Origin of the sequence: Knoellia terrae, from assembly GCF_048606435.1 — a bacterium.
Classification (GTDB): domain Bacteria; phylum Actinomycetota; class Actinomycetes; order Actinomycetales; family Dermatophilaceae; genus Knoellia; species Knoellia terrae.
Map to the genome: position 1 here is coordinate 350,653 of NZ_JBMBWH010000003.1, position 16,219 is coordinate 366,871.

General features: G+C 65.6%; 19 protein-coding genes and 2 pseudogenes. 12 read left to right on the forward strand and 9 right to left on the reverse strand.

Going from position 1 to position 16,219, the window contains the following annotated elements:
• Positions 1-51 precede the first annotated feature (51 nt).
• The 4 genes and pseudogenes from ACOJV9_RS06880 (at position 52) to ACOJV9_RS06895 (ending at position 2,574) form a co-directional block, all read left to right on the forward strand.
• The gene (locus ACOJV9_RS06880) at positions 52-618 is read left to right on the forward strand and encodes a dihydrofolate reductase family protein (RefSeq protein ID WP_420184446.1); all 567 of its coding nucleotides are present in this window, start codon (positions 52-54) and stop codon (positions 616-618) included.
• 124 nt (positions 619-742) lie between these two features.
• The gene (locus ACOJV9_RS06885) at positions 743-883 is read left to right on the forward strand and encodes a type II toxin-antitoxin system Phd/YefM family antitoxin (RefSeq protein WP_420184447.1); all 141 of its coding nucleotides are present in this window, start codon (positions 743-745) and stop codon (positions 881-883) included.
• Position 884: 1 nt separating this feature from the next.
• Positions 885-1,133: pseudogene (locus ACOJV9_RS06890) on the forward strand (Txe/YoeB family addiction module toxin); the annotation flags it as partial.
• Between the two features lie 709 nt (positions 1,134-1,842).
• Positions 1,843-2,574 (forward strand): alpha/beta fold hydrolase, encoded by a 732-nt coding sequence (locus tag ACOJV9_RS06895; protein ID WP_420184448.1) that lies wholly within the window; start codon positions 1,843-1,845, stop codon positions 2,572-2,574.
• Positions 2,575-2,947: 373 nt separating this feature from the next.
• On the opposite strand, the gene ACOJV9_RS06900 is transcribed toward ACOJV9_RS06895, so the two are convergent.
• Positions 2,948-3,748, reverse strand: a complete 801-nt coding sequence (locus ACOJV9_RS06900; protein ID WP_420184449.1) for a class I SAM-dependent methyltransferase — start codon at positions 3,746-3,748, stop codon at positions 2,948-2,950.
• Between the two features lie 81 nt (positions 3,749-3,829).
• Complete coding sequence (locus tag ACOJV9_RS06905; RefSeq protein WP_420184450.1) at positions 3,830-4,417, reverse strand: hypothetical protein; 588 nt, start codon at positions 4,415-4,417, stop codon at positions 3,830-3,832.
• Positions 4,418-4,796: 379 nt separating this feature from the next.
• Between ACOJV9_RS06905 and ACOJV9_RS06910 the strand changes: the two genes are divergently transcribed.
• Together ACOJV9_RS06910 and ACOJV9_RS06915 are read left to right on the forward strand one after the other, a co-directional pair.
• Positions 4,797-5,207: a hypothetical protein gene (locus ACOJV9_RS06910; RefSeq protein WP_420184451.1), complete on the forward strand. Its 411-nt coding sequence runs from the start codon at positions 4,797-4,799 to the stop codon at positions 5,205-5,207.
• 103 nt (positions 5,208-5,310) lie between these two features.
• Complete coding sequence (locus ACOJV9_RS06915) at positions 5,311-5,466, forward strand: PGPGW domain-containing protein (RefSeq protein WP_420184452.1); 156 nt, start codon at positions 5,311-5,313, stop codon at positions 5,464-5,466.
• Between the two features lie 25 nt (positions 5,467-5,491).
• Here ACOJV9_RS06915 and ACOJV9_RS06920 read toward each other — a convergent pair whose 3' ends face one another.
• Both ACOJV9_RS06920 and ACOJV9_RS06925 read right to left on the reverse strand, forming a co-directional pair.
• Entirely contained in the window at positions 5,492-5,908 is a 417-nt protein-coding gene (locus ACOJV9_RS06920; protein ID WP_420184453.1) for a hypothetical protein, read from the reverse strand.
• A gap of 75 nt (positions 5,909-5,983) precedes the next feature.
• Positions 5,984-6,493 (reverse strand): DUF6493 family protein, encoded by a 510-nt coding sequence (locus ACOJV9_RS06925; protein WP_420184454.1) that lies wholly within the window; start codon positions 6,491-6,493, stop codon positions 5,984-5,986.
• Between the two features lie 89 nt (positions 6,494-6,582).
• On the opposite strand from ACOJV9_RS06925, the gene ACOJV9_RS06930 reads away from it, so the two are divergent.
• From ACOJV9_RS06930 to ACOJV9_RS06940, 3 genes are all read left to right on the forward strand, one after another.
• The gene (locus ACOJV9_RS06930) at positions 6,583-6,798 is read left to right on the forward strand and encodes a hypothetical protein (protein WP_420184455.1); all 216 of its coding nucleotides are present in this window, start codon (positions 6,583-6,585) and stop codon (positions 6,796-6,798) included.
• Between the two features lie 174 nt (positions 6,799-6,972).
• Positions 6,973-7,497, forward strand: coding sequence for a hypothetical protein (locus ACOJV9_RS06935; RefSeq protein ID WP_420184456.1), 525 nt, complete (start codon positions 6,973-6,975; stop codon positions 7,495-7,497).
• A 366-nt stretch (positions 7,498-7,863) separates the two neighbouring features.
• On the forward strand, positions 7,864-8,637 hold the full coding sequence (locus ACOJV9_RS06940) for a hypothetical protein (RefSeq protein WP_420184457.1): 774 nt from the start codon (positions 7,864-7,866) through the stop codon (positions 8,635-8,637).
• Between the two features lie 276 nt (positions 8,638-8,913).
• Here ACOJV9_RS06940 and ACOJV9_RS06945 read toward each other — a convergent pair whose 3' ends face one another.
• A complete protein-coding gene (locus ACOJV9_RS06945; protein ID WP_420184458.1) occupies positions 8,914-9,948 on the reverse strand; it encodes an IS110 family RNA-guided transposase in 1,035 nt (344 codons plus the stop codon).
• A 302-nt stretch (positions 9,949-10,250) separates the two neighbouring features.
• Between ACOJV9_RS06945 and ACOJV9_RS06950 the strand changes: the two genes are divergently transcribed.
• The 3 genes and pseudogenes from ACOJV9_RS06950 (at position 10,251) to ACOJV9_RS06960 (ending at position 11,431) form a co-directional block, all read left to right on the forward strand.
• Positions 10,251-10,700 carry an IS110 family transposase gene (locus tag ACOJV9_RS06950; RefSeq protein WP_420184459.1) on the forward strand — a complete coding sequence of 150 codons (450 nt, stop codon included), beginning with the start codon at positions 10,251-10,253 and terminating at the stop codon, positions 10,698-10,700.
• 30 nt (positions 10,701-10,730) lie between these two features.
• Positions 10,731-11,060, forward strand: a pseudogene (locus ACOJV9_RS06955) (transposase); the annotation flags it as partial.
• A 68-nt stretch (positions 11,061-11,128) separates the two neighbouring features.
• Positions 11,129-11,431, forward strand: coding sequence for a hypothetical protein (locus tag ACOJV9_RS06960; RefSeq protein ID WP_420184475.1), 303 nt, complete (start codon positions 11,129-11,131; stop codon positions 11,429-11,431).
• 245 nt (positions 11,432-11,676) lie between these two features.
• Here the strand turns inward: ACOJV9_RS06960 and ACOJV9_RS06965 are convergent, their stop codons facing one another.
• The 4 genes from ACOJV9_RS06965 to ACOJV9_RS06980 all read right to left on the reverse strand — a co-directional run bounded on the left by ACOJV9_RS06965 (position 11,677) and on the right by ACOJV9_RS06980 (position 14,655).
• On the reverse strand, positions 11,677-12,384 hold the full coding sequence (locus tag ACOJV9_RS06965; RefSeq protein ID WP_420184460.1) for a hypothetical protein: 708 nt from the start codon (positions 12,382-12,384) through the stop codon (positions 11,677-11,679).
• A 480-nt stretch (positions 12,385-12,864) separates the two neighbouring features.
• A complete protein-coding gene (locus ACOJV9_RS06970) occupies positions 12,865-13,185 on the reverse strand; it encodes a pentapeptide repeat-containing protein (RefSeq protein WP_420184461.1) in 321 nt (106 codons plus the stop codon).
• Between the two features lie 132 nt (positions 13,186-13,317).
• Complete coding sequence (locus ACOJV9_RS06975; RefSeq protein ID WP_420184462.1) at positions 13,318-13,794, reverse strand: hypothetical protein; 477 nt, start codon at positions 13,792-13,794, stop codon at positions 13,318-13,320.
• Between the two features lie 402 nt (positions 13,795-14,196).
• On the reverse strand, positions 14,197-14,655 hold the full coding sequence (locus ACOJV9_RS06980; RefSeq protein ID WP_420184463.1) for a hypothetical protein: 459 nt from the start codon (positions 14,653-14,655) through the stop codon (positions 14,197-14,199).
• Between the last annotated feature and the right edge of the window lie 1,564 nt (positions 14,656-16,219).

Consider the following 16,219-nt stretch of genomic DNA (forward strand, 5'->3'; position numbering starts at 1 on the left):
GTGCCTGTGCGACGTCGCACGCCGTCGCCCCGCGTCCGAGTGGAGGGCTCCATGGGCAAGTTGATCTACGCGGCGAACATCTCGCTGGACGGTTTCCTCGAGGACGAGACGGGTTCTTTCGACTGGTCCGTACCCGACGAGGACCTGCACGCGTTCTGGAACGAGCACGAGCGGGGCATAGGTACGTCGCTCTACGGGCGGCGCATGTATGAGGCGATGCGTGTGTGGGAGACCGACGACTGGTTGGTGAACGAGCCGCCCGTGGTCCGCGAGTACGCGGGGATCTGGCGTAACGCCGACAAGGTCGTCTACTCCACCTCGCTTCCCGACGTGTCGACCGCGCGCACGAGGATCGAGCGGCGGTTCGACCCGGAGGCGGTGCGTCGGCTCAAGGAGTCCTCCGACTCGGACCTGAGCATCGGAGGCGCGGGGATCGCGGCCGAGGCCTTCCGGCACGGCCTGGTCGACGAGTGCGTCCTGCTGCTGTGCCCGGTCCTCGTCGGCGGCGGCAAGCCGGCGCTGCCCCGAGGCGTTCGGCTCGACCTCGAGCTGCTGGACCACCGACGACTCGCCAACGGCGTGGTCTACGTCCGCCACGCCGTGCGAAACGCTGCCTGACACTCGCACCGGGGCGAGGACGAGCCCGGCGTCGAACTATGCGCGCGTGGCCACGAGCTGTCGAGGGAGGCTTCATTGCGCTTTGACACGCGTGAGCGCACGCTTTCATGTACGGGAGGCAGTCATGACACTCGACGACGACGAGTCCCTGCGTGAGACGGCGTACCTGATGCGCTCGCCCGCCAACGCCCGTCGCCTGCTCGATGCGATGGAGCGCCTCGAAGCCGGAGGTGGCGGGGTCCACGACCCGGTCGACACCGACTGACGTGCTGCTCGTCTGGGACGAGAACGCTTGGAGGACTACCTCTGGTGGCGAGCACAGGACCGCAAGGTCCCGAAACGCCTCAACGCCCTGTTGGTCGAGATCCAACGCAACGGCAACGAAGGCATCGGGAAGCCGGAGGCGCTCGAGCACGACGTCGCCGGATGTTGGTCCAGGCGCATCACCGACGAGCATCGCCTCGTAGATCGCCGGCGACCAGGTACGCGTCGCTGCCTGCCGGTATCACGACGGATCACCGCACACCTGCGGCAATAACGGGCGTTTCTGGCGAGGGGGCGCGTCCAAGATCGACAGATGAACTCCTTCTGTGGCTCGACGTCCTCGTCGTCATTGTGAGCAACGCATCGGCGTGCAGTTCAACTGATCAGCAACCCGCCTGCTCCTGCACTGGACACCACTGCTCAGCCGCGGAACACTCGGGCATCTCGTCATGCTGCACTCGTCGGAAGTGAGCAACCCATGTGGTGGTGGATCGTGGCCGGCGTCATCGTGTTCGTCGTCCCGATCGTCGTGCTGATGCGCCGTGGCTCTGGGTCAGGAGACCCGCACCACGTGTCCGACCAGGTGTATGGGAGTGGGCCCAGCACGACGCCGAACCAGTGGGGCAACGGACAAAACTTCTAGCCGATGTTCCCGCGCGGTCGCGTCAGGTCCCGCGAGACTGAGAGTCACACGTAGCCCCGACGGCGACGCATCATCGCGACCACGGATTCGCGGAGAGCGGCAGTTCCGGACGCTTCGCAACCGTGAGACGGTTCGGTGCGAGGCACGAGCACTGCGCACAACGATTCGAGAACCCTCGACCACCGAGCATCGCCACCGGGCTCCCCCAAGGGATCCGCCTGCAGTGACCGAAGACTCCGGGATCCGCATGAATTAGCGTTACGGCGTGACCTTGAACCACGTTCGACGCGGAACCGGCAGCCCACTGTTGCTTGTGCATGGTCTGGGCGCCGGGTGGCGATCGTGGACCCCGGATCATCGATGAGCTGGCCGAGCGCCGTGAAGTTATCGCAGTCGACCTGCCGGGGTTCGGCGAGACGCCCCCTTTGACCGGCGAGGTCTCCATCGCCACCCTGACCAACTCCGTCGGTGACTTCATTCGCGAACAGGGCTTGGACGGGGTCGCCACCGTGGGCCAGTCGATGGGCGGCCGGATCGTGCTCGAGCTCGCGCGACGGGGAGTGGGCGGCGACACCGTGGCGTTGGACCCGGGCGGCTTTTGGAGCGACCACGAGCTCCTCGTCTTCGGCGCGACGTTGCGGCCGTCAATCGCACTGGTTCGAGCGCTGCGCGGCCGGTTACCCGCACTGCTTGGCAGCCGCGTGGGAAGGACCTTGCTGTTGGCGCAGCTCTCAGCGCGACCCTGGGCGCTCTCGCCTGGGACCGTGCTGCCGGACGTGCTCGGACTGGCCGATGCCCCGGCTACCGGCGCTGCGATGGACGCCCTGACCAAAGGGCTAAAGCAAGACGGCGCCCCGGCCGGCACGGTGCCCGGCAGAGTCACGATCGGTTGGGGATGTCGTGATTTGGTGACCGTGCCAAGTCAGGCAGCTCGTGCCTCGCAGCTGTTCCCTGACGCGCAGTTGCACTGGTTCGAGCGATGCGGTCATTTTCCACAATGGGATGCAGCGCACGAAGCGACTCGGCTGATTCTGCACCGCACAGATTGAGTCCAACTACCGAGGCCCCGCCAACGAAAGCATGGGTGTTCGTGGGGCGGTTTGGCGGAGCGGGTCGCCGCGGGCGCACCCCCGTACGTAGGCGCCGGCCCCTCGTCGGGCGCCAGTGCGGCCGGCCAGATCCCAAGGAGTGGTGTCGCGCGCTGCGAGCGGCCACCACAGCGCGCGATCCGCGGCATTCCAGTAAACGCGTCACCCTGACGTGCGCAAGAATTGAACGTTGGGCTCGTCGGCCAGCATCAGGCAGGAAAGTCAGTGCGTGCATTTCTGCCGAACGATTCAGTGTCGTCAAGTGCGCCAGCCCTGACGTGGTCGCCGAAGGTACCCCCACGCAGGACCGGTGGGATGGTACGACGTGTGCGGGTCAGCGAGCGAGGGCGCTGCTGAGCTCGAAGGCGACGGACTTGGTGATGCTGTGGTCTGGTTCGGCGTCGATGCGCTGACGCAAGCAGGCGAGGAGACGTTCGAGGCTGGCGGCCGGCAGGGCTTGATGGTTGGAGAAGGTCCTCAACAAGTCTAGGTACTGCTGCGCGGTGTAACGGAAGTCGACAGCGAATCGCTGGACGTTGGCCTCGTCGAACTCGGTGGCCTGCTCAATGCCGTACTCGCTGTTGACGGGTAGGTCCTGCAGGCGTGGTCGGCGTAGCCCGGGCGGAGTGGCGGGGTCCCAGCGCTCGTAGCAGCGTTGGGCGTCGGAGAAGAACGTCTCGGACCGACCTTCGATGTGGATGGTCTGGATGAGCGCGAGAACGCCACCGGGGCGCAGTAGGCGCGCGACCCGGGGGAATCTAGTGGCGGGGTCGAGCCAGTGAAAGGCGGTCGCGCTCAGGACCAGGTCAAAGTTCGTCTTTCTAGGGTCCCACTGCTCAATGTCGGCGTGGACGACCTCGACGTTGGCGAAGGCGGCCAGGTTGCTGCGCGTCACTTCCGTCATGTCGGCGCCGAGGTCGACCGCCAGGACCTGGCAGCCTCGCTCGGCCAGCGGCCGCGTCGCCTGACCGGTTCCGCAGCCGATCTCGAGGACCCGCGGCGGAGCCCACGCGGCGTGTGGGAGGCGATTAAAGATTGCATCGAAGACGGCAGGTGGATATGTCGGGCGCGCCCGGTGGTAGAGCAGCGCGTCCTCGTTGAACCTCGTCCGTAGCGTGAAGCGGTCCTCCGGCATGCAGACCAGTGTGGGTCACGTGACCCGTGTGCGGCATGAGCGTGCGATTGGCGCGTCAGCAACTCTCCTCGACCACGAGCATCAGTCGCAGGTCGTCAACGGGTCGGGACAGGCAACGGTGCGAGGCCCCACCTCGGCCCGGTGTCGGATGAACCCATGGCGGTAGATGACCTCGTAGCCGTCGTAGGCCCATTCGCCATCTGTAACGAGTTCCCACGTGGCCACCCCGAAGGCGGACGAGTCGGGTGAGCCGTCGCTCGGGGGAAGCACGAAGCCCGCAGCTGGGCGACGCACGGAACGAGGCATCTCCGGCTCGGCCGATCCATCTGACATGCCCACGGGGTAGGTCTCGAGGGTGAAGGAGACTTCCCGCAACGGCATACCACTCGCCGCGTCACCACGCGGTATCGGGCGGATGCTTTCGATCTGCACGTCGAACCAGCCGTGATTGCGCAGGATGATCCCAGACGAGAAGGTGGACGGCGCTGAGCGATTAATGCCGAAGGTTGTGCCGACGCCATGGCTGATAGGGCCAGAACCTGTGCCGATCCCGGTTGCGGCCATGGCCGTCCCGGCCACGACCAGCGCGGCCAGGGCGCCGAAGGGGCGCGTCCAGTTAACCACTTGGCGACGCCGTGTTGTCGGATTCTCGGCGCTAGTGACCGTCATGCGGTGATCGTGCCATCACGATGAGGCTCCTACCTACGGAAACGAGCGGGCACGTCCGCGAGCACCTCGCCGTGGCGACTCACAGGGCGTTAAGGGTGCAGTTCTGGGTGCATGCTCCGGTGCTCGCACCGGTGGCCAACGCGGCCAGCAGGAGGGCCCTTCGCAACTACGACATGACTGCGGCGTGGGGCGACCTGCCCAAGGCACGGGGCCGATTTGGTCAGCAAGACAGACGGCAGCCCTGCTTCTCGCTGTTCCCACGAGCCCTGTGGCAGTTGCAGGTCCGCCCGTCGGCATTCGCGATCTGCGGCATGTTCGGGCGTTGGAGCCGGTTCGCTAGTCACCTCGCGTGCTGGTGGACACGGGGGATACTGGGGGGATGGGCAAGAAGCCGACGCGCCAGACGTTCGCGCAGATGGTCAGTGGCCTCCCGGAGACCGAGGACGTGGTCCCCCCGCGCATCGCCTCGCTGGATGATGACACGCTCGTTGATGAGTCCGGGCTGGAGTACACCTGCGTAGAAGAGGACCTCCCAAACGCCCGAGTGTGGGAACTGGCCCGGGCGGGCGCCCGAGTAGTCATAGACGCCTGTGGTTGCGGTGGCGGGTGCGGCTTGATGTGGGTTGACACTGAGGACGTGAAGGCCCTTGTCCGTGAGGGCCCACCGCGACACAACCGCAAGTCAGCGACGTTCTCCCTATGGCAGGCGGATGACGGCGCGACGTACCTGCTGGGTGATGGTTCAGTGAGGTGGGGGGACCTAGACGTTAGGCGTTTCTCTGAGCCGTAAGCGATCGATTGACCACTTCGACCGGCGGCGACTTGAAGCGCCCCATCCGCGGCAGATGAGTGCAAGGCCAACGTCAGCCACTGAGACGGTCAAGGATGTGATCGTGCTGAAGGTCTTGCTCGGAATCGAACTGGTCCTGATCGCCCTTGGCGTGGCGCTCATCCCGCTGCCGGGTCCTGGGTTCATCGTCCTGACCCTCGGCGTCATCGTGACCGCTGTCGCGGCAGCCCTGCTGCAGCATCGCCCCAAACGCACCTAGCGCGGCATGTGCGTCCGGCTCACTCCTACGGACCTGACCCTCCACTGACGACCCGCCATTGGCCACCTTCGCGTTGGAGCCCGTAGAACCAGACGGTCTCCCCTCGAGCGATTGTGCCGTCACTGCTCCCGTTCGTGGTGAGGGTGGTCATGTAGACCACCTTATTGGGGCTGGGGGTCGCTGGGTCTTCGCGCACGGAGAACGCCGAGACCTTCACCTCGCCACAGAGCTCCGAAGGGTCGGCGGCGAGCGTGGGTGTCGCGGCCGCATGGGCAGTAGCGCAGTCGCCCGCAACGAAGGCGCGCAGATACGTGTCGAGCACGTCGGAAGCTGCAGCACCCGGTAGCGGCGGCGAAGCACTATCCCGGGCGGCGCAGCCTGTCAAGGCATGGAGAGTAATGCCCACCAACATCGTCGTGGCCGTCATCACGAGGCGCCCCATGAGCAGATCCTCTCCGACTCACCGCGCCAGCGCTGCGGATCGACAGTATCTGCGGCAGAAGCGGACGTTCTGGGATCAGTTGACCTTCGACGCCAGGCGTCTGAACCATGCCGCTTCGATCGGGGAGAAGTCCCGGGCCAGAGCGCGGGCGCACGCGTCGGCGACTCGCTGTCGGCTGAGGGTGCCTTCGTTGATGAGGGTGAGGATGCTCGACTCCCACCCTTCCCCGGCCTCGCCGCGGTATCGCTCCAGATACCCAAGGTTCACGCGTCTGGTGCCACGGACCTCGAAAATTCTCCAGAAGGCTTCCTCCCGCAGGTCCTCGTCCTGGCGAAGTGCCGAGTTCAGCGTTTCCGCCTCCATGCCACCGCCGAGGGCATTCACCATCGCCAAGACATAGGTGTCGTCGTGGTCCAGCTGGTAGTCGCCTCGGCGCTCTCGCCATCGCACGACTTGGAAGTAGGGCTCCCAGATCTGACTCGCTGCCAGTGCCCGGACCAGGCTGCGACCCGTGCCGTCGCCCATGGCGTCAAGATCGCGCACCAGGTGTCGAAGGTGCCTCGGGACACCGTCACCGCTGAACATGAACGCAAGGCTACGTAGAGCGGTGGCAAGAAGGAGCGCGACCTGCGGCAAAAGAGTGCGACCGCTCGTCGATCGGGCAGGATGAGGACATGTCCCAGAACGAGATCGCCTGTCCCACGTGCGGCAGCGCCGAACTCGCCTCCGGCCTCATTGTCGGCAGGTCGCCGGGCGTCAAGTTCAAGAAGAGCCGCGGCATCCTTGGTGACCTGGCCGGCATTCCGCTAACGACGGGCCTCTTCAACCACAGCGCGCCTGCCCTGCGATGCGCTGTGTGCGGAACTGTGGTCATACAGCCGGAGCGCTGAACTTCGGCGCGCGATCAGCGGCAGATCCGGGCGTTTCCCGCCCCTCGTACAGGCCGCCACAGCAACAATGACCGCATGCCCCGCCCCTGGAATTCTGTCGATTGGGACCAACCTCGCCCGTCGCTTCAGGAACTCATCGCATCCTGGCCGCACCTCCGGTGGGAGACGCGGCCATTGGACGACGACTCTCTCCAGTCCTATCTGGACGAGGTGCGCCGCACACACTCCAATGGCGGGTTCCTTCTGGGCCGCTGGCGTGCTGTGGAGTACCCCGATGTAGCGCAGTGGTTTGCGAGCCGAAATCGCCTCGACGAGTACGAACTCTTTAGGCTGCTGTTCGATAGCGACACATTTCGCGAAGCCCTCCCGGCGCTCAACGTTCCTCCAAGGCTGGATCGGGAAGCTGCGGGACTCAAGGAGCAATGGGCGGGCTCACTGATGTTGGACGGAGCCTGGGCAGGTCTGATCGTCCAGGGCGGCGCCTACGAGCGGTTCCGAGGGACGGCGCGCGAAGCCAAGGACCTGGCTGCCGGTGCCGTGCACGCCCTGATCGGCGACCGCTTCGAGGATTTTCGGGTCGACGTCTCGCACGAGGCATGGACGCCGTGGTTCGCCAACGTTGCGTGGGACCACACCTGCGTCCTTACGGACACCCGAAATGCCGAGATCACGGTGCTCTGCATTACCGATACTGATTAGCGGCCCGCACCCCGCGGCGTGGTGCGTGGGCTGTCTGGGCCAACTCGCAGTGATCGGCACGACCGCGCGCTTCGCGGCAGTTGCGGACGTTTCACTGGGAAGGGCCGGAAAGATCAGGGGTCGTGGATCACCACGAAGGTGTCACCTACTTCAGCCTGCGGCGCACGGCTCGACTGTCGCGATCCAAGAGCTCAATCTGCTTCCCACCGGACGATCTCGTCATCCCCACCTCTCCCCACGGATGTCGGGGAACGCCTCCCCGCGATGACGCCGCAGAGCTACCATGGGTTCGCGCCGGCGCTCGTTGACCACCTGGACCGATCCAGCAGTGGCCCTTGTCGGCCGTTCAACGGGGACGAGGGACACATGAGGATCAACGCTGTATTGAGGGGCGCCGTCACGGCGACAGTCGCGACCCTTGCACTGACCGGCTGCGGAGGCGCGGGCGATTCGGGCGAGACCGAAGCATCGGGTGGCAAGGCGCGCGCCAGCACGAGCGCATCTGCCACCGTCAGCGCGTCAGCAAGCCCGACGCCGTCCCCGACCCTGCACACGAAGATCGGACCCCTGCTGGCCGCGACCGATGCCCTCATCAAGAAGGATCCTTCGGTCAGCTTCCAGATCGAGGACACAGAGGGTGGCGATCCGACACTCGATGCCGGGGGCGAGATCGTCATACGCAAACCACTGGCAGCGCGCGTCTTCATCGACGACTCGGACGGCTACCGGGATCTCGTGGTGCTGGACGGCAAGGCCTACGACAACGAGGGTGAGGCGGGATCACCGACATGGCGCAAGACCGGCTTCAAGGACGCGGAGGCTGATGTCTACGAACTTGCCGTGCACCTGCTCATCCCGGCCCTCAAGGCAGGGGTGACCACTGTGACCTCGAAGGGCACGGTCGAGGAGGCCGGCACCCCTCTCGTGCACTACGCCTACACCGCGAACACCAAAGCCACCCTCGACGCCATGGACCTCCACCTCATCGACGGCAAGGCGCCCAAGCAGATCACCGGTGAGTTGTGGGTCCACGGCGAAACCGGGGACCTGCGACGCGTCCACATGGTGCTGGGCGGGATCCGGCACAATGTCGACGTCGAGTACGGCGTCAGCGCCAACATCGTCGCCCCGCCGCTCTGATCCAGCCGGTCGAGAGTAGACGAATCCCCGCCTCCCGTGGTGGCCATCGGGTCATCGTCCAACGCTCGATGCATACCCCCGACCGGAAGTGAGGGGGCACTCGGATCGCGGCTACTTGTTTCATTGACGGCAGGACCGGTGCCTGCGCAGGCTCGGTTCAGGTGCCCGGGTTCGTCGCTCTCAATCGCGGCTGCCCACGGTGATCGTGTGGCTCTCACATGGACTGCGCCGCCCGGGCACCGCCGGGCAGGAGAGGCTCAAGAGCGCCTCTGTGTGTCAAGCGACGTGGACTTGGGGCCGTTGCTGGTCGGCCAGGATTCGGCGATAGATGGCGTTGGTGATGCGGCGTTTAAGGCTGCGACGGGCTTCTTTGACGGTCTTGTGTTCGGCGATCTTGCGGCGGGAGTGATCCCGGCCGGGCCCGGGGTCGCGAGCTTGGGTGATGGCTGCGACGTGGATGGCGGCGTTGAGCTGACGGTTGCCTCGTCTGGACAGGCGATGGGTTTCCTGGTCGCCGCTGGAGACGTCGATCGGGGCGGTGCCGGCGTAACTGGCGTAGTGCTCCTGGTTAGGGAAGCGCCGGATGTCGCCGGTTAGCGCGAGGATCTCGGCCGCGGTGAGGAACCCGATGCCTTGGATCTCGGTGAGCGTGCTGCCGCTGGCCGATACCGCGTCGCGTAGCTGCTTCTCGAGGTTCTTGATAGACGCCTCGTGCCGGCGCAGGTCACGCACGATGTTCCGGGCGAGCTGCTTGCGCTGGTGGTCGGCTGCGGTGACGGGCCGGACCTTGGCGAGCAGCGCGGACGCCTGGGCGACGTTGAGGCGCACGCGGGCCCCGCCGGGGACGAGGTCGCGCAGCAGGACGTGAAGCCGGTTGATCCAGCGGGTGTGCTCGGCCACCAAGTCCTCGCGCCGTTCGGTCAGCAGCCGCATGACCGTGGTCTCGTCCTCGGCACGCGCCTGGTTCAGGCGCCGGTTGTGCAACGCGACTGCGGCCACCGAGGTCGCGTCGGCGACGTCGGTCTTGCGGGCGCTGCTGGAGCCAAGCAGGTGGGCCCGGGCGGCTAGCTTCGCCGGGACGTCCAGGACGGCCTCACCGGCAGCGACGAGCTGCTGGGCGATGCCTCGGCCCAACCCGGTGGCGCCTTCGACGGCCCACCGCCGCTCGGGCCACTGCGCGGCCCAGGCCAACAGCACCGCCGGCGTGGTCTTGTCCACCACCACCCGCAGCGGAGGCCCGGGCATGCCCTTCGCGTGGACCGCTACCGCGGTCAGTGAGCTCTTGTGCGGGTCGATCCCGATCGTGATCACCAGTGACGCCTTTCTCGAAACGTGACGGAAGGGACCACGGCGGGCAACCTGACTTCTGGAACGATCACGCCTCTGCTGAGCCACACCGCGGCGGGTGCCGGCCGGGTACGCACGCTCTTGATGAGCCAGCCCGAAGGCGGCAAGGGGACTTGCGAGCCAGCCCGGACCGACACCCTCGACACCGTAGGGCTGCAGACCCATGGCGCCTGAGGCAAGTGAACAAGTCAAGGGATTGCTCTGCTCGAAGTAGCGGTGCCCTCCACGCCCAACCATCACCAGGTTCGAGGCGAATGGAGGACGTCATGGAAGAGCAGGTTCCGCGGGTCGTGATCGGGATGGACCCGCACAAGCGCAGCGTCACGATCGAGGTGATGCTGGCTGACGAGACGGTCGTGGGTGGTGGCCGGTTCGACACCACCGTCGAGGACTACCAAGAGACGCTGGCGTTCGTCGCCGGCTGGCCGGACCGGGTGTGGGCGATCGAGGGCTGCGAGGGCATCGGCCGGCACATCGCCCACCGGCTCCTGGCCGACGGTCAGGACATCGTCGACGTGCCGGCCAAGCTGTCCGCGCGGGCGCGGGTGTTCGCGACCGGGCAGGGCCGCAAGACCGATGCCACCGACGCGCACTCGGTCGCGCTGGTCGGCACCCGTATGGCCGGGCTGCGACCCGTGGTGTCCGATGCCCAGCTCGAGGTGCTCCAGCTGCTGGTCGACCGGCGCCGCTGCATCGGGGACGAGCACACCCGCTAGATCAGCCAGCTGCACCGGATCCTGTTGGAAATGCTGCCCGGTGCCGCGAAGAAGTACCTCTCCGCGGCACAGGCCAAGACCCTGCTCGCCGGTGTCCGCCCGCGTGACGCGGTGGGCAAGACCCGCAAACGGGTCGCGGCCGAGCTCGTCGCCGACCTGGAACGGATCTACACCCGCAAGAAGGCCGCAGACAAGGAACTGAAAGAACTTGTCGCGGCGACCGGGACCTCGCTGCTCGACCTGCACGGCATCAGCCCCTCCGGCGCCGCACGACTCCTGGTCGCGGTCGGGGACCTGTCCCGCTTGCCCGACCGCAACCACTTCGCGTCCTGGACCGGCACCGCCCCGATCGACGCCTCCTCCGGCGACCACGTCCGCCACCGCCTCTCCCGCGGCGGGAACCGACAGATCAACCGGTCCTGCACATCATGGCCACGGTCCAGCTGCGCACCCCCAGCACCGAGGGCCGGGCCTACTTCGACCGGAAGAAAGCCGCCGGCAAGACCTCGATGGAAGCCATGCGCTGCCTCAAACGGCGCCTGTCCGACATCGTCTACCGGACCATGCTCGGCGACTACACCGCGAGCAAGGTGACGAGCCCGGGAGGGCACCGGGGCAACGACTCTGACTCCAGCGCGACCGGCTCACAACCCCACACCGGCTCTTCGGACAAGCCACTTCCCGGACCCGCCACCACCCAGCCTACGACCACCCTCCCGCGGGCGTCTTGACACAGAAGGGAGCCATGAGCGTGCGTCGCTTAGCGCGTCCTTGGTCGCCACGCTTGGAACCGTGGGCCGGCAGCTCCCGCAATAGATCGGACGACGAGCGCTGCCGGCCGCAGTCAACCCTTGCCGAGCGTCTTGCCTGCGTTGGACTTGGCTGGCTTGGACGGCCCATCTGATGCCAGCGTCTTACAGCGCTACCGCCGCGCTAAGGAGACGCGAAGCCAATGGCGGAAGGCCAGAAGAGGCGGTCAGTCAGTTTGCTCGAGCGAACTGACAACTGAATCTGCTGAAGGCGCTTTCACATTGACGGAACCGGATAGGTCCACCTCGGCCTCGAAGCGGGAGGCTGTAACCGCGCCTGCGTACTCGCTGGGCAAGGAGGAACCGCGAAGTCCCGCGCCGTCCAGCTGCACGTGCGTAATTGATCCGTTGTCATCCAGAGTGACGGTCATGTTTACGTCGCCGTCGATCTGGAGGGAGTCCGGCAGACTCGTCATGCCGAGAAGCTTCGCCGTGTCCGACAAGGGGGCCATGCCTGAGAACTGCGAAGCCTCAGCGGTGCTGCCCTCGGGAACGAAGGAGAGCAATGCTTCCTCCAGCAAGGTCCGCTGCCCGACTCCAGCAGAGCCTTGTGCCGCCAGGTCGAGCCACTTGCCACGGTTGGGTGCCTTCCATTCGGTCATCTGCATCCAGATGCCATCGGAAACGCTCAAGACGACGGTCTCCCCAGGAACAGCAAGGTTCGGATCAGGTGAGGTGATGGACGTTCTCACCAATGAGGCATCTGTGCTGCGATCGACCTCACCGCGCACCGTCCGCGTAATCTGAAAGGCCTCGCTGACCGTTGCGGTCTTGCCCTCGAAAGTGAATGAGCCGGTGCCAGCGAAATTGGCGCGGGCTTCGGCCCATGTGCGGTCGGGGTTCGTTGCCGACGCAGTTGTCGAGGAGGTCGCCAACCCCGAAGTACCGCTTGGTGCAGACTGTTGCGCCCCAGCCGTCGAGCCCCCAGCACAGCCAGAAGGCAGTGTCACGATCAACAGGGCAATCCCCGCAAGAGCCCTTCTCATGCGGAGAAACGTAACAAACAACAACCCACCCCGGATGAAGCTGGCCTACGACGCGCGGTCGGCGGCATGTCCGGGCGTTCCTGGTTGGACCCTCGGCAACCATCACCTCATGGGTACGGATCACGACTGGGTGGCGATCAACGAGGTTGTCGAGACTGGGCTTCGGGACGCGAACGTTCTCGCGGACCCCCCGACCACAGACGAGGAGCTTGGCTACGTGGCCGAAAGGTTGACTGACCATTTGGTGACGGCTCTGGCGCGTGGACACCTCGCCAAGCGAGACGGGTGGTGAAATGAGCCGCCCACCGGCGTCCCCCCGCCAGACGGCATGTGACACCTAGAGCGTCCAAATGGCGGCATCTCCGGACGTCAGTCCGCTGGCCAACCGATTACTCGATCTGTTGTGACACGCTTCAGGCAAGCATCCTGCCATTGCGCGCCCGAGACATCGGTGCGCCCATAGTCCGCCGTGTGGGTCGCGACGTACGTGAACACGGCGTCGGTCAGATCGGCTCCTCGGAGGTCCGCTCCTCGGAGATCGCAACCGGAGAAGCGGCAACCTCTAAGGGAGGCCCCGCGCAGATCTGCCCCGCGAAAGTTGCAGAGCTTGAAGGATTGGCCATCGAAGGTCACCTGCCGAAGATCAGCGCGTGCGAAGCTCTCTCGCTCGGTGAACCCGGGTGTCGGCATGGACGTAGTAGAGCACGTGCAAAGTCGAGCCGGTGTCCCTTCCACTACACGGCAAGACGGACGATTCGCAGGACCTCGAGGCCCGAATCCGCGAGTAGGTGGCTGCGCTTCAGGCCGTCCAGAGCACCGTTCTTAGCGCCTGCCATTTTGAAGGGGGCAAGGTTGTTTCCTTCTCCAGGAGCACCCACTGATCCCCGCCCTTCTCCAGGCGTCTATGTGGCTCCACCCCGACTCCATGCCAGCCAGCACATCCCTGACTGCAGGGTCAATCAGATGCCGCTTCCTCAGCACGAGGTGATCGCCCGCAGTGTCGAGCTCGTTCGCGCCTTCGGGCACCCCGAAAAAGTCCATCCCTCGAAGCCCTCGAAAGTCGTTCCCGGAGATGACCACACGCGACGCCGGATCTTCCCGGGCGGCCTCGGTGGTGAAGTTAGCCTCCCAAGTCCCTGAGAACTGGCAGCCCACGAAGTGCGCCCGCATCAACTGTCCTCGCACGTTCACGTCCAAGAACCTGCACCGGTGGAACTGGGCGATACCCGGCTCGAACCATCCGCGCAGGCCAGAGAAGTCACAGTCCTCGAACACCGGGATGTCGCGGCCGACCTTCATGGCGAACCTGGCTGGCAGAAGTGATCGCAGCAGTGCGCCAATCGAATCGTCGGGCAAGAGCTGCGTATCGCGGGCAGCGATGTTGGCGAGATTGGCACCTACCAAGATGCCACCGCCCCGGACGACCAGAGAATCGGAAGACCCTTGATGGCCTGGGGCAACTCCTTAAGCGGCACCTCTAGGTCTGTCATCCGGAACCTCGCCTCCCGAGTCGTCCGAGTCCAAAGCGATACGGACTCGATCCTGTCATCCACCGGGTCATCGTCCGGCACATCCACCGACATGCCATGTCTGCTCATCGGCACGAGCGCGGAACGCGGCATGTGAGGACGTCTGGGCTCTACAGGCTCGTCTTCAGGAGTGCGCGACGATCAGCCAGCGTCGCCGGGCTCTGGCAGAGCATCAGTCTTGAGGAAGGTAGGCGCTGGCGTCGACGGGCATCTGCGACCAGACAAACCGGCCGCGATCGTTCATGAACAGGACGACGACCTTCTCGCCGGGCAGGTTCTCGTGGTTACACACGGACGTGGCGTCGGCAGCAACCGGGCGAACAGCCTGGCACGTGAGCGGTCCGAACGTGGGGTCGAGCGCACGGCGCAACGCACCCGCGATGACCTCACCTAACACCCCGCCCTCCGCGTCAACGGCGACTGACCCGTCATTGAGCAGCGGCTCCATGTCGCGCATCTGCACCTGGGTGTCGTAGGCGAACCACCCGTGCGTCGTGCTGCCCGTTCCCAAGACCATCACGGCCATGAGCACTGCCAGGCCGCTTGAGACGACGAGCGCGGCGATCGCCAACCCGATGGCCCACGTCGACCGGTCACGCGACGGAGCGCCGTGCGGCACGTTGGCGGACATCGCAACCTCCTGAGAATGGGTGTCTGAGTGTGGCATGCGCCCTGGACGGCGCAAACCGGTTCAAGCAACCCACGGGCTGCGGCAGGTGTCGAGCGAGTGCCTAGTTGTCCTCAGTGATTGTCGCCAGATCTGCCATGGCGAACCGGAGGTCCTCGGCTGACCACTTCTGCTTTCGCCGAAAGCGCGCTGCACGATCCGCGGCATGAGAGCGAAACGGCAGGGGGTTAACGCGCCCTATGCCAGGGACCGCGGGCGGCGACGTCGAGGCGTTCCACCGTCGGTGCGTACAGGGGGTCGGTGAAAGGGGACGGGTCCCCGGCGAGGAGCCCTCCGACGAGTGTCGGTCTCGCGGCTCGCGGTACTGGATCGGGTTGATTCGCAAGGCCCCCCGTAGACTTGCGGCGTGCCGGTCCGCAACGGATTGAAGTCGCCCTCATCCAAGTGCGCGCGTCCGCGCTCTGTGGCGGCGCTCGGGGGCGTTCTGCTGCTTACTGCCGTCGGCTCTACTGGCTGTTGGTCCGACAAGGCGTCCTCCTCTGGGTGCCCAACGCCGACTGCCTCTGCGGCCGGCCAGTCCTCTTACAGCCAGGCTGACCTTCAGGGTGTCAATGCTGGAGACTGCAACCTCGTGGGCAAGGAGATCCAAGTTGGTCAACTCACCGTGCGGATCCCTTCTCCGGGGACTTCGGTCACGGCTTATGGGGATGCAGGAGCAGGCGGTAAGTCCACGACCTACACGGTGTCGACATCTGACAGCGGCGTGATCAGCATCAGCACCTGAGGCTGCAGCGGCCTGCACCCCCTTTTCCGCGGACCGACAGGCCCCTGATCTAACTGGGTATGGGTAGTCGACCTGCACGATCCGCTCAGTCGGCACGAGCGCGGAACGCGGCATGATCGGGCGCTTCGACGGACCGAGCCGCGATGCTATTCGCGCGTGTATCCATAGCCAGCGCGATAGGGACCGGTTCGATTTCGCGAGAACCATCGACTGCTTAGCCTCCGAAGTCGAAGGCCCGCTCGGATTAGACCGGCGAGGAGCAAGCCAGCGCAGGGTATGAGAACGACCAGGTTAGTTGTGAATGGGTCATGGCCTGCTGTGTATACCTGCGTGACGCCCGTGAAGCCGGCAGGCACGTATGTGACTGGGAACTCCGCGCCTAGGACGTGGGGTGCGTCTCCGTTAACCTCCTCCTCCGTCGAAACCACTCGCCCTGCCTCGTCGAACACGTCTACCAAGATGTAGGTGCCGCCACGCGTCGGCTCGACCACGGACACGCTGGCCCTCCCGGGCAGGCCACCGCCGTTGTGGCGCTTCCAGTCTCCGGGCAGTTGGCTGCTCATCACAATCACCACAGGGAGCAGTAGGAGAACCGCGAGTATGTCCCATACCTCAGAAAGGCGTAATTGGCGCAAGCGGTGCTCCTGACTCGGTGACTTAGACCATCCTGCTACAACATGACCTTGCGGCTCCCCACCGAGGCTGAGCACCCGCTCATCGGCATTATGTGGGTGATCGGTGTCAAGAGGCCTCGGTGCTGTCGAGGCCAGTGATGAGGTTGTC

Excerpts from the sequence above, each read along its gene's own strand:
- ACOJV9_RS06905 (WP_420184450.1), bottom strand. The coding sequence starts at position 4,417 with ATGACGGTCACTAGCGCCGAGAATCCGACAACACGGCGTCGCCAAGTG.
- ACOJV9_RS06970 (WP_420184461.1), bottom strand. The coding sequence starts at position 13,185 with ATGCCGACACCCGGGTTCACCGAGCGAGAGAGCTTCGCACGCGCTGAT.
- ACOJV9_RS06940 (WP_420184457.1), top strand. The coding sequence starts at position 7,864 with ATGAGGATCAACGCTGTATTGAGGGGCGCCGTCACGGCGACAGTCGCG.
- ACOJV9_RS06950 (WP_420184459.1), top strand. The coding sequence starts at position 10,251 with ATGGAAGAGCAGGTTCCGCGGGTCGTGATCGGGATGGACCCGCACAAG.
- ACOJV9_RS06930 (WP_420184455.1), top strand. The coding sequence starts at position 6,583 with ATGTCCCAGAACGAGATCGCCTGTCCCACGTGCGGCAGCGCCGAACTC.
- ACOJV9_RS06885 (WP_420184447.1), top strand. The coding sequence starts at position 743 with ATGACACTCGACGACGACGAGTCCCTGCGTGAGACGGCGTACCTGATG.
- ACOJV9_RS06910 (WP_420184451.1), top strand. The coding sequence starts at position 4,797 with ATGGGCAAGAAGCCGACGCGCCAGACGTTCGCGCAGATGGTCAGTGGC.
- ACOJV9_RS06900 (WP_420184449.1), bottom strand. The coding sequence starts at position 3,748 with ATGCCGGAGGACCGCTTCACGCTACGGACGAGGTTCAACGAGGACGCG.
- ACOJV9_RS06880 (WP_420184446.1), top strand. The coding sequence starts at position 52 with ATGGGCAAGTTGATCTACGCGGCGAACATCTCGCTGGACGGTTTCCTC.
- ACOJV9_RS06975 (WP_420184462.1), bottom strand. The coding sequence starts at position 13,794 with ATGAAGGTCGGCCGCGACATCCCGGTGTTCGAGGACTGTGACTTCTCT.
- ACOJV9_RS06960 (WP_420184475.1), top strand. The coding sequence starts at position 11,129 with ATGGCCACGGTCCAGCTGCGCACCCCCAGCACCGAGGGCCGGGCCTAC.
- ACOJV9_RS06925 (WP_420184454.1), bottom strand. The coding sequence starts at position 6,493 with ATGTTCAGCGGTGACGGTGTCCCGAGGCACCTTCGACACCTGGTGCGC.
- ACOJV9_RS06920 (WP_420184453.1), bottom strand. The coding sequence starts at position 5,908 with ATGGGGCGCCTCGTGATGACGGCCACGACGATGTTGGTGGGCATTACT.
- ACOJV9_RS06895 (WP_420184448.1), top strand. The coding sequence starts at position 1,843 with ATGGTCTGGGCGCCGGGTGGCGATCGTGGACCCCGGATCATCGATGAG.
- ACOJV9_RS06980 (WP_420184463.1), bottom strand. The coding sequence starts at position 14,655 with ATGTCCGCCAACGTGCCGCACGGCGCTCCGTCGCGTGACCGGTCGACG.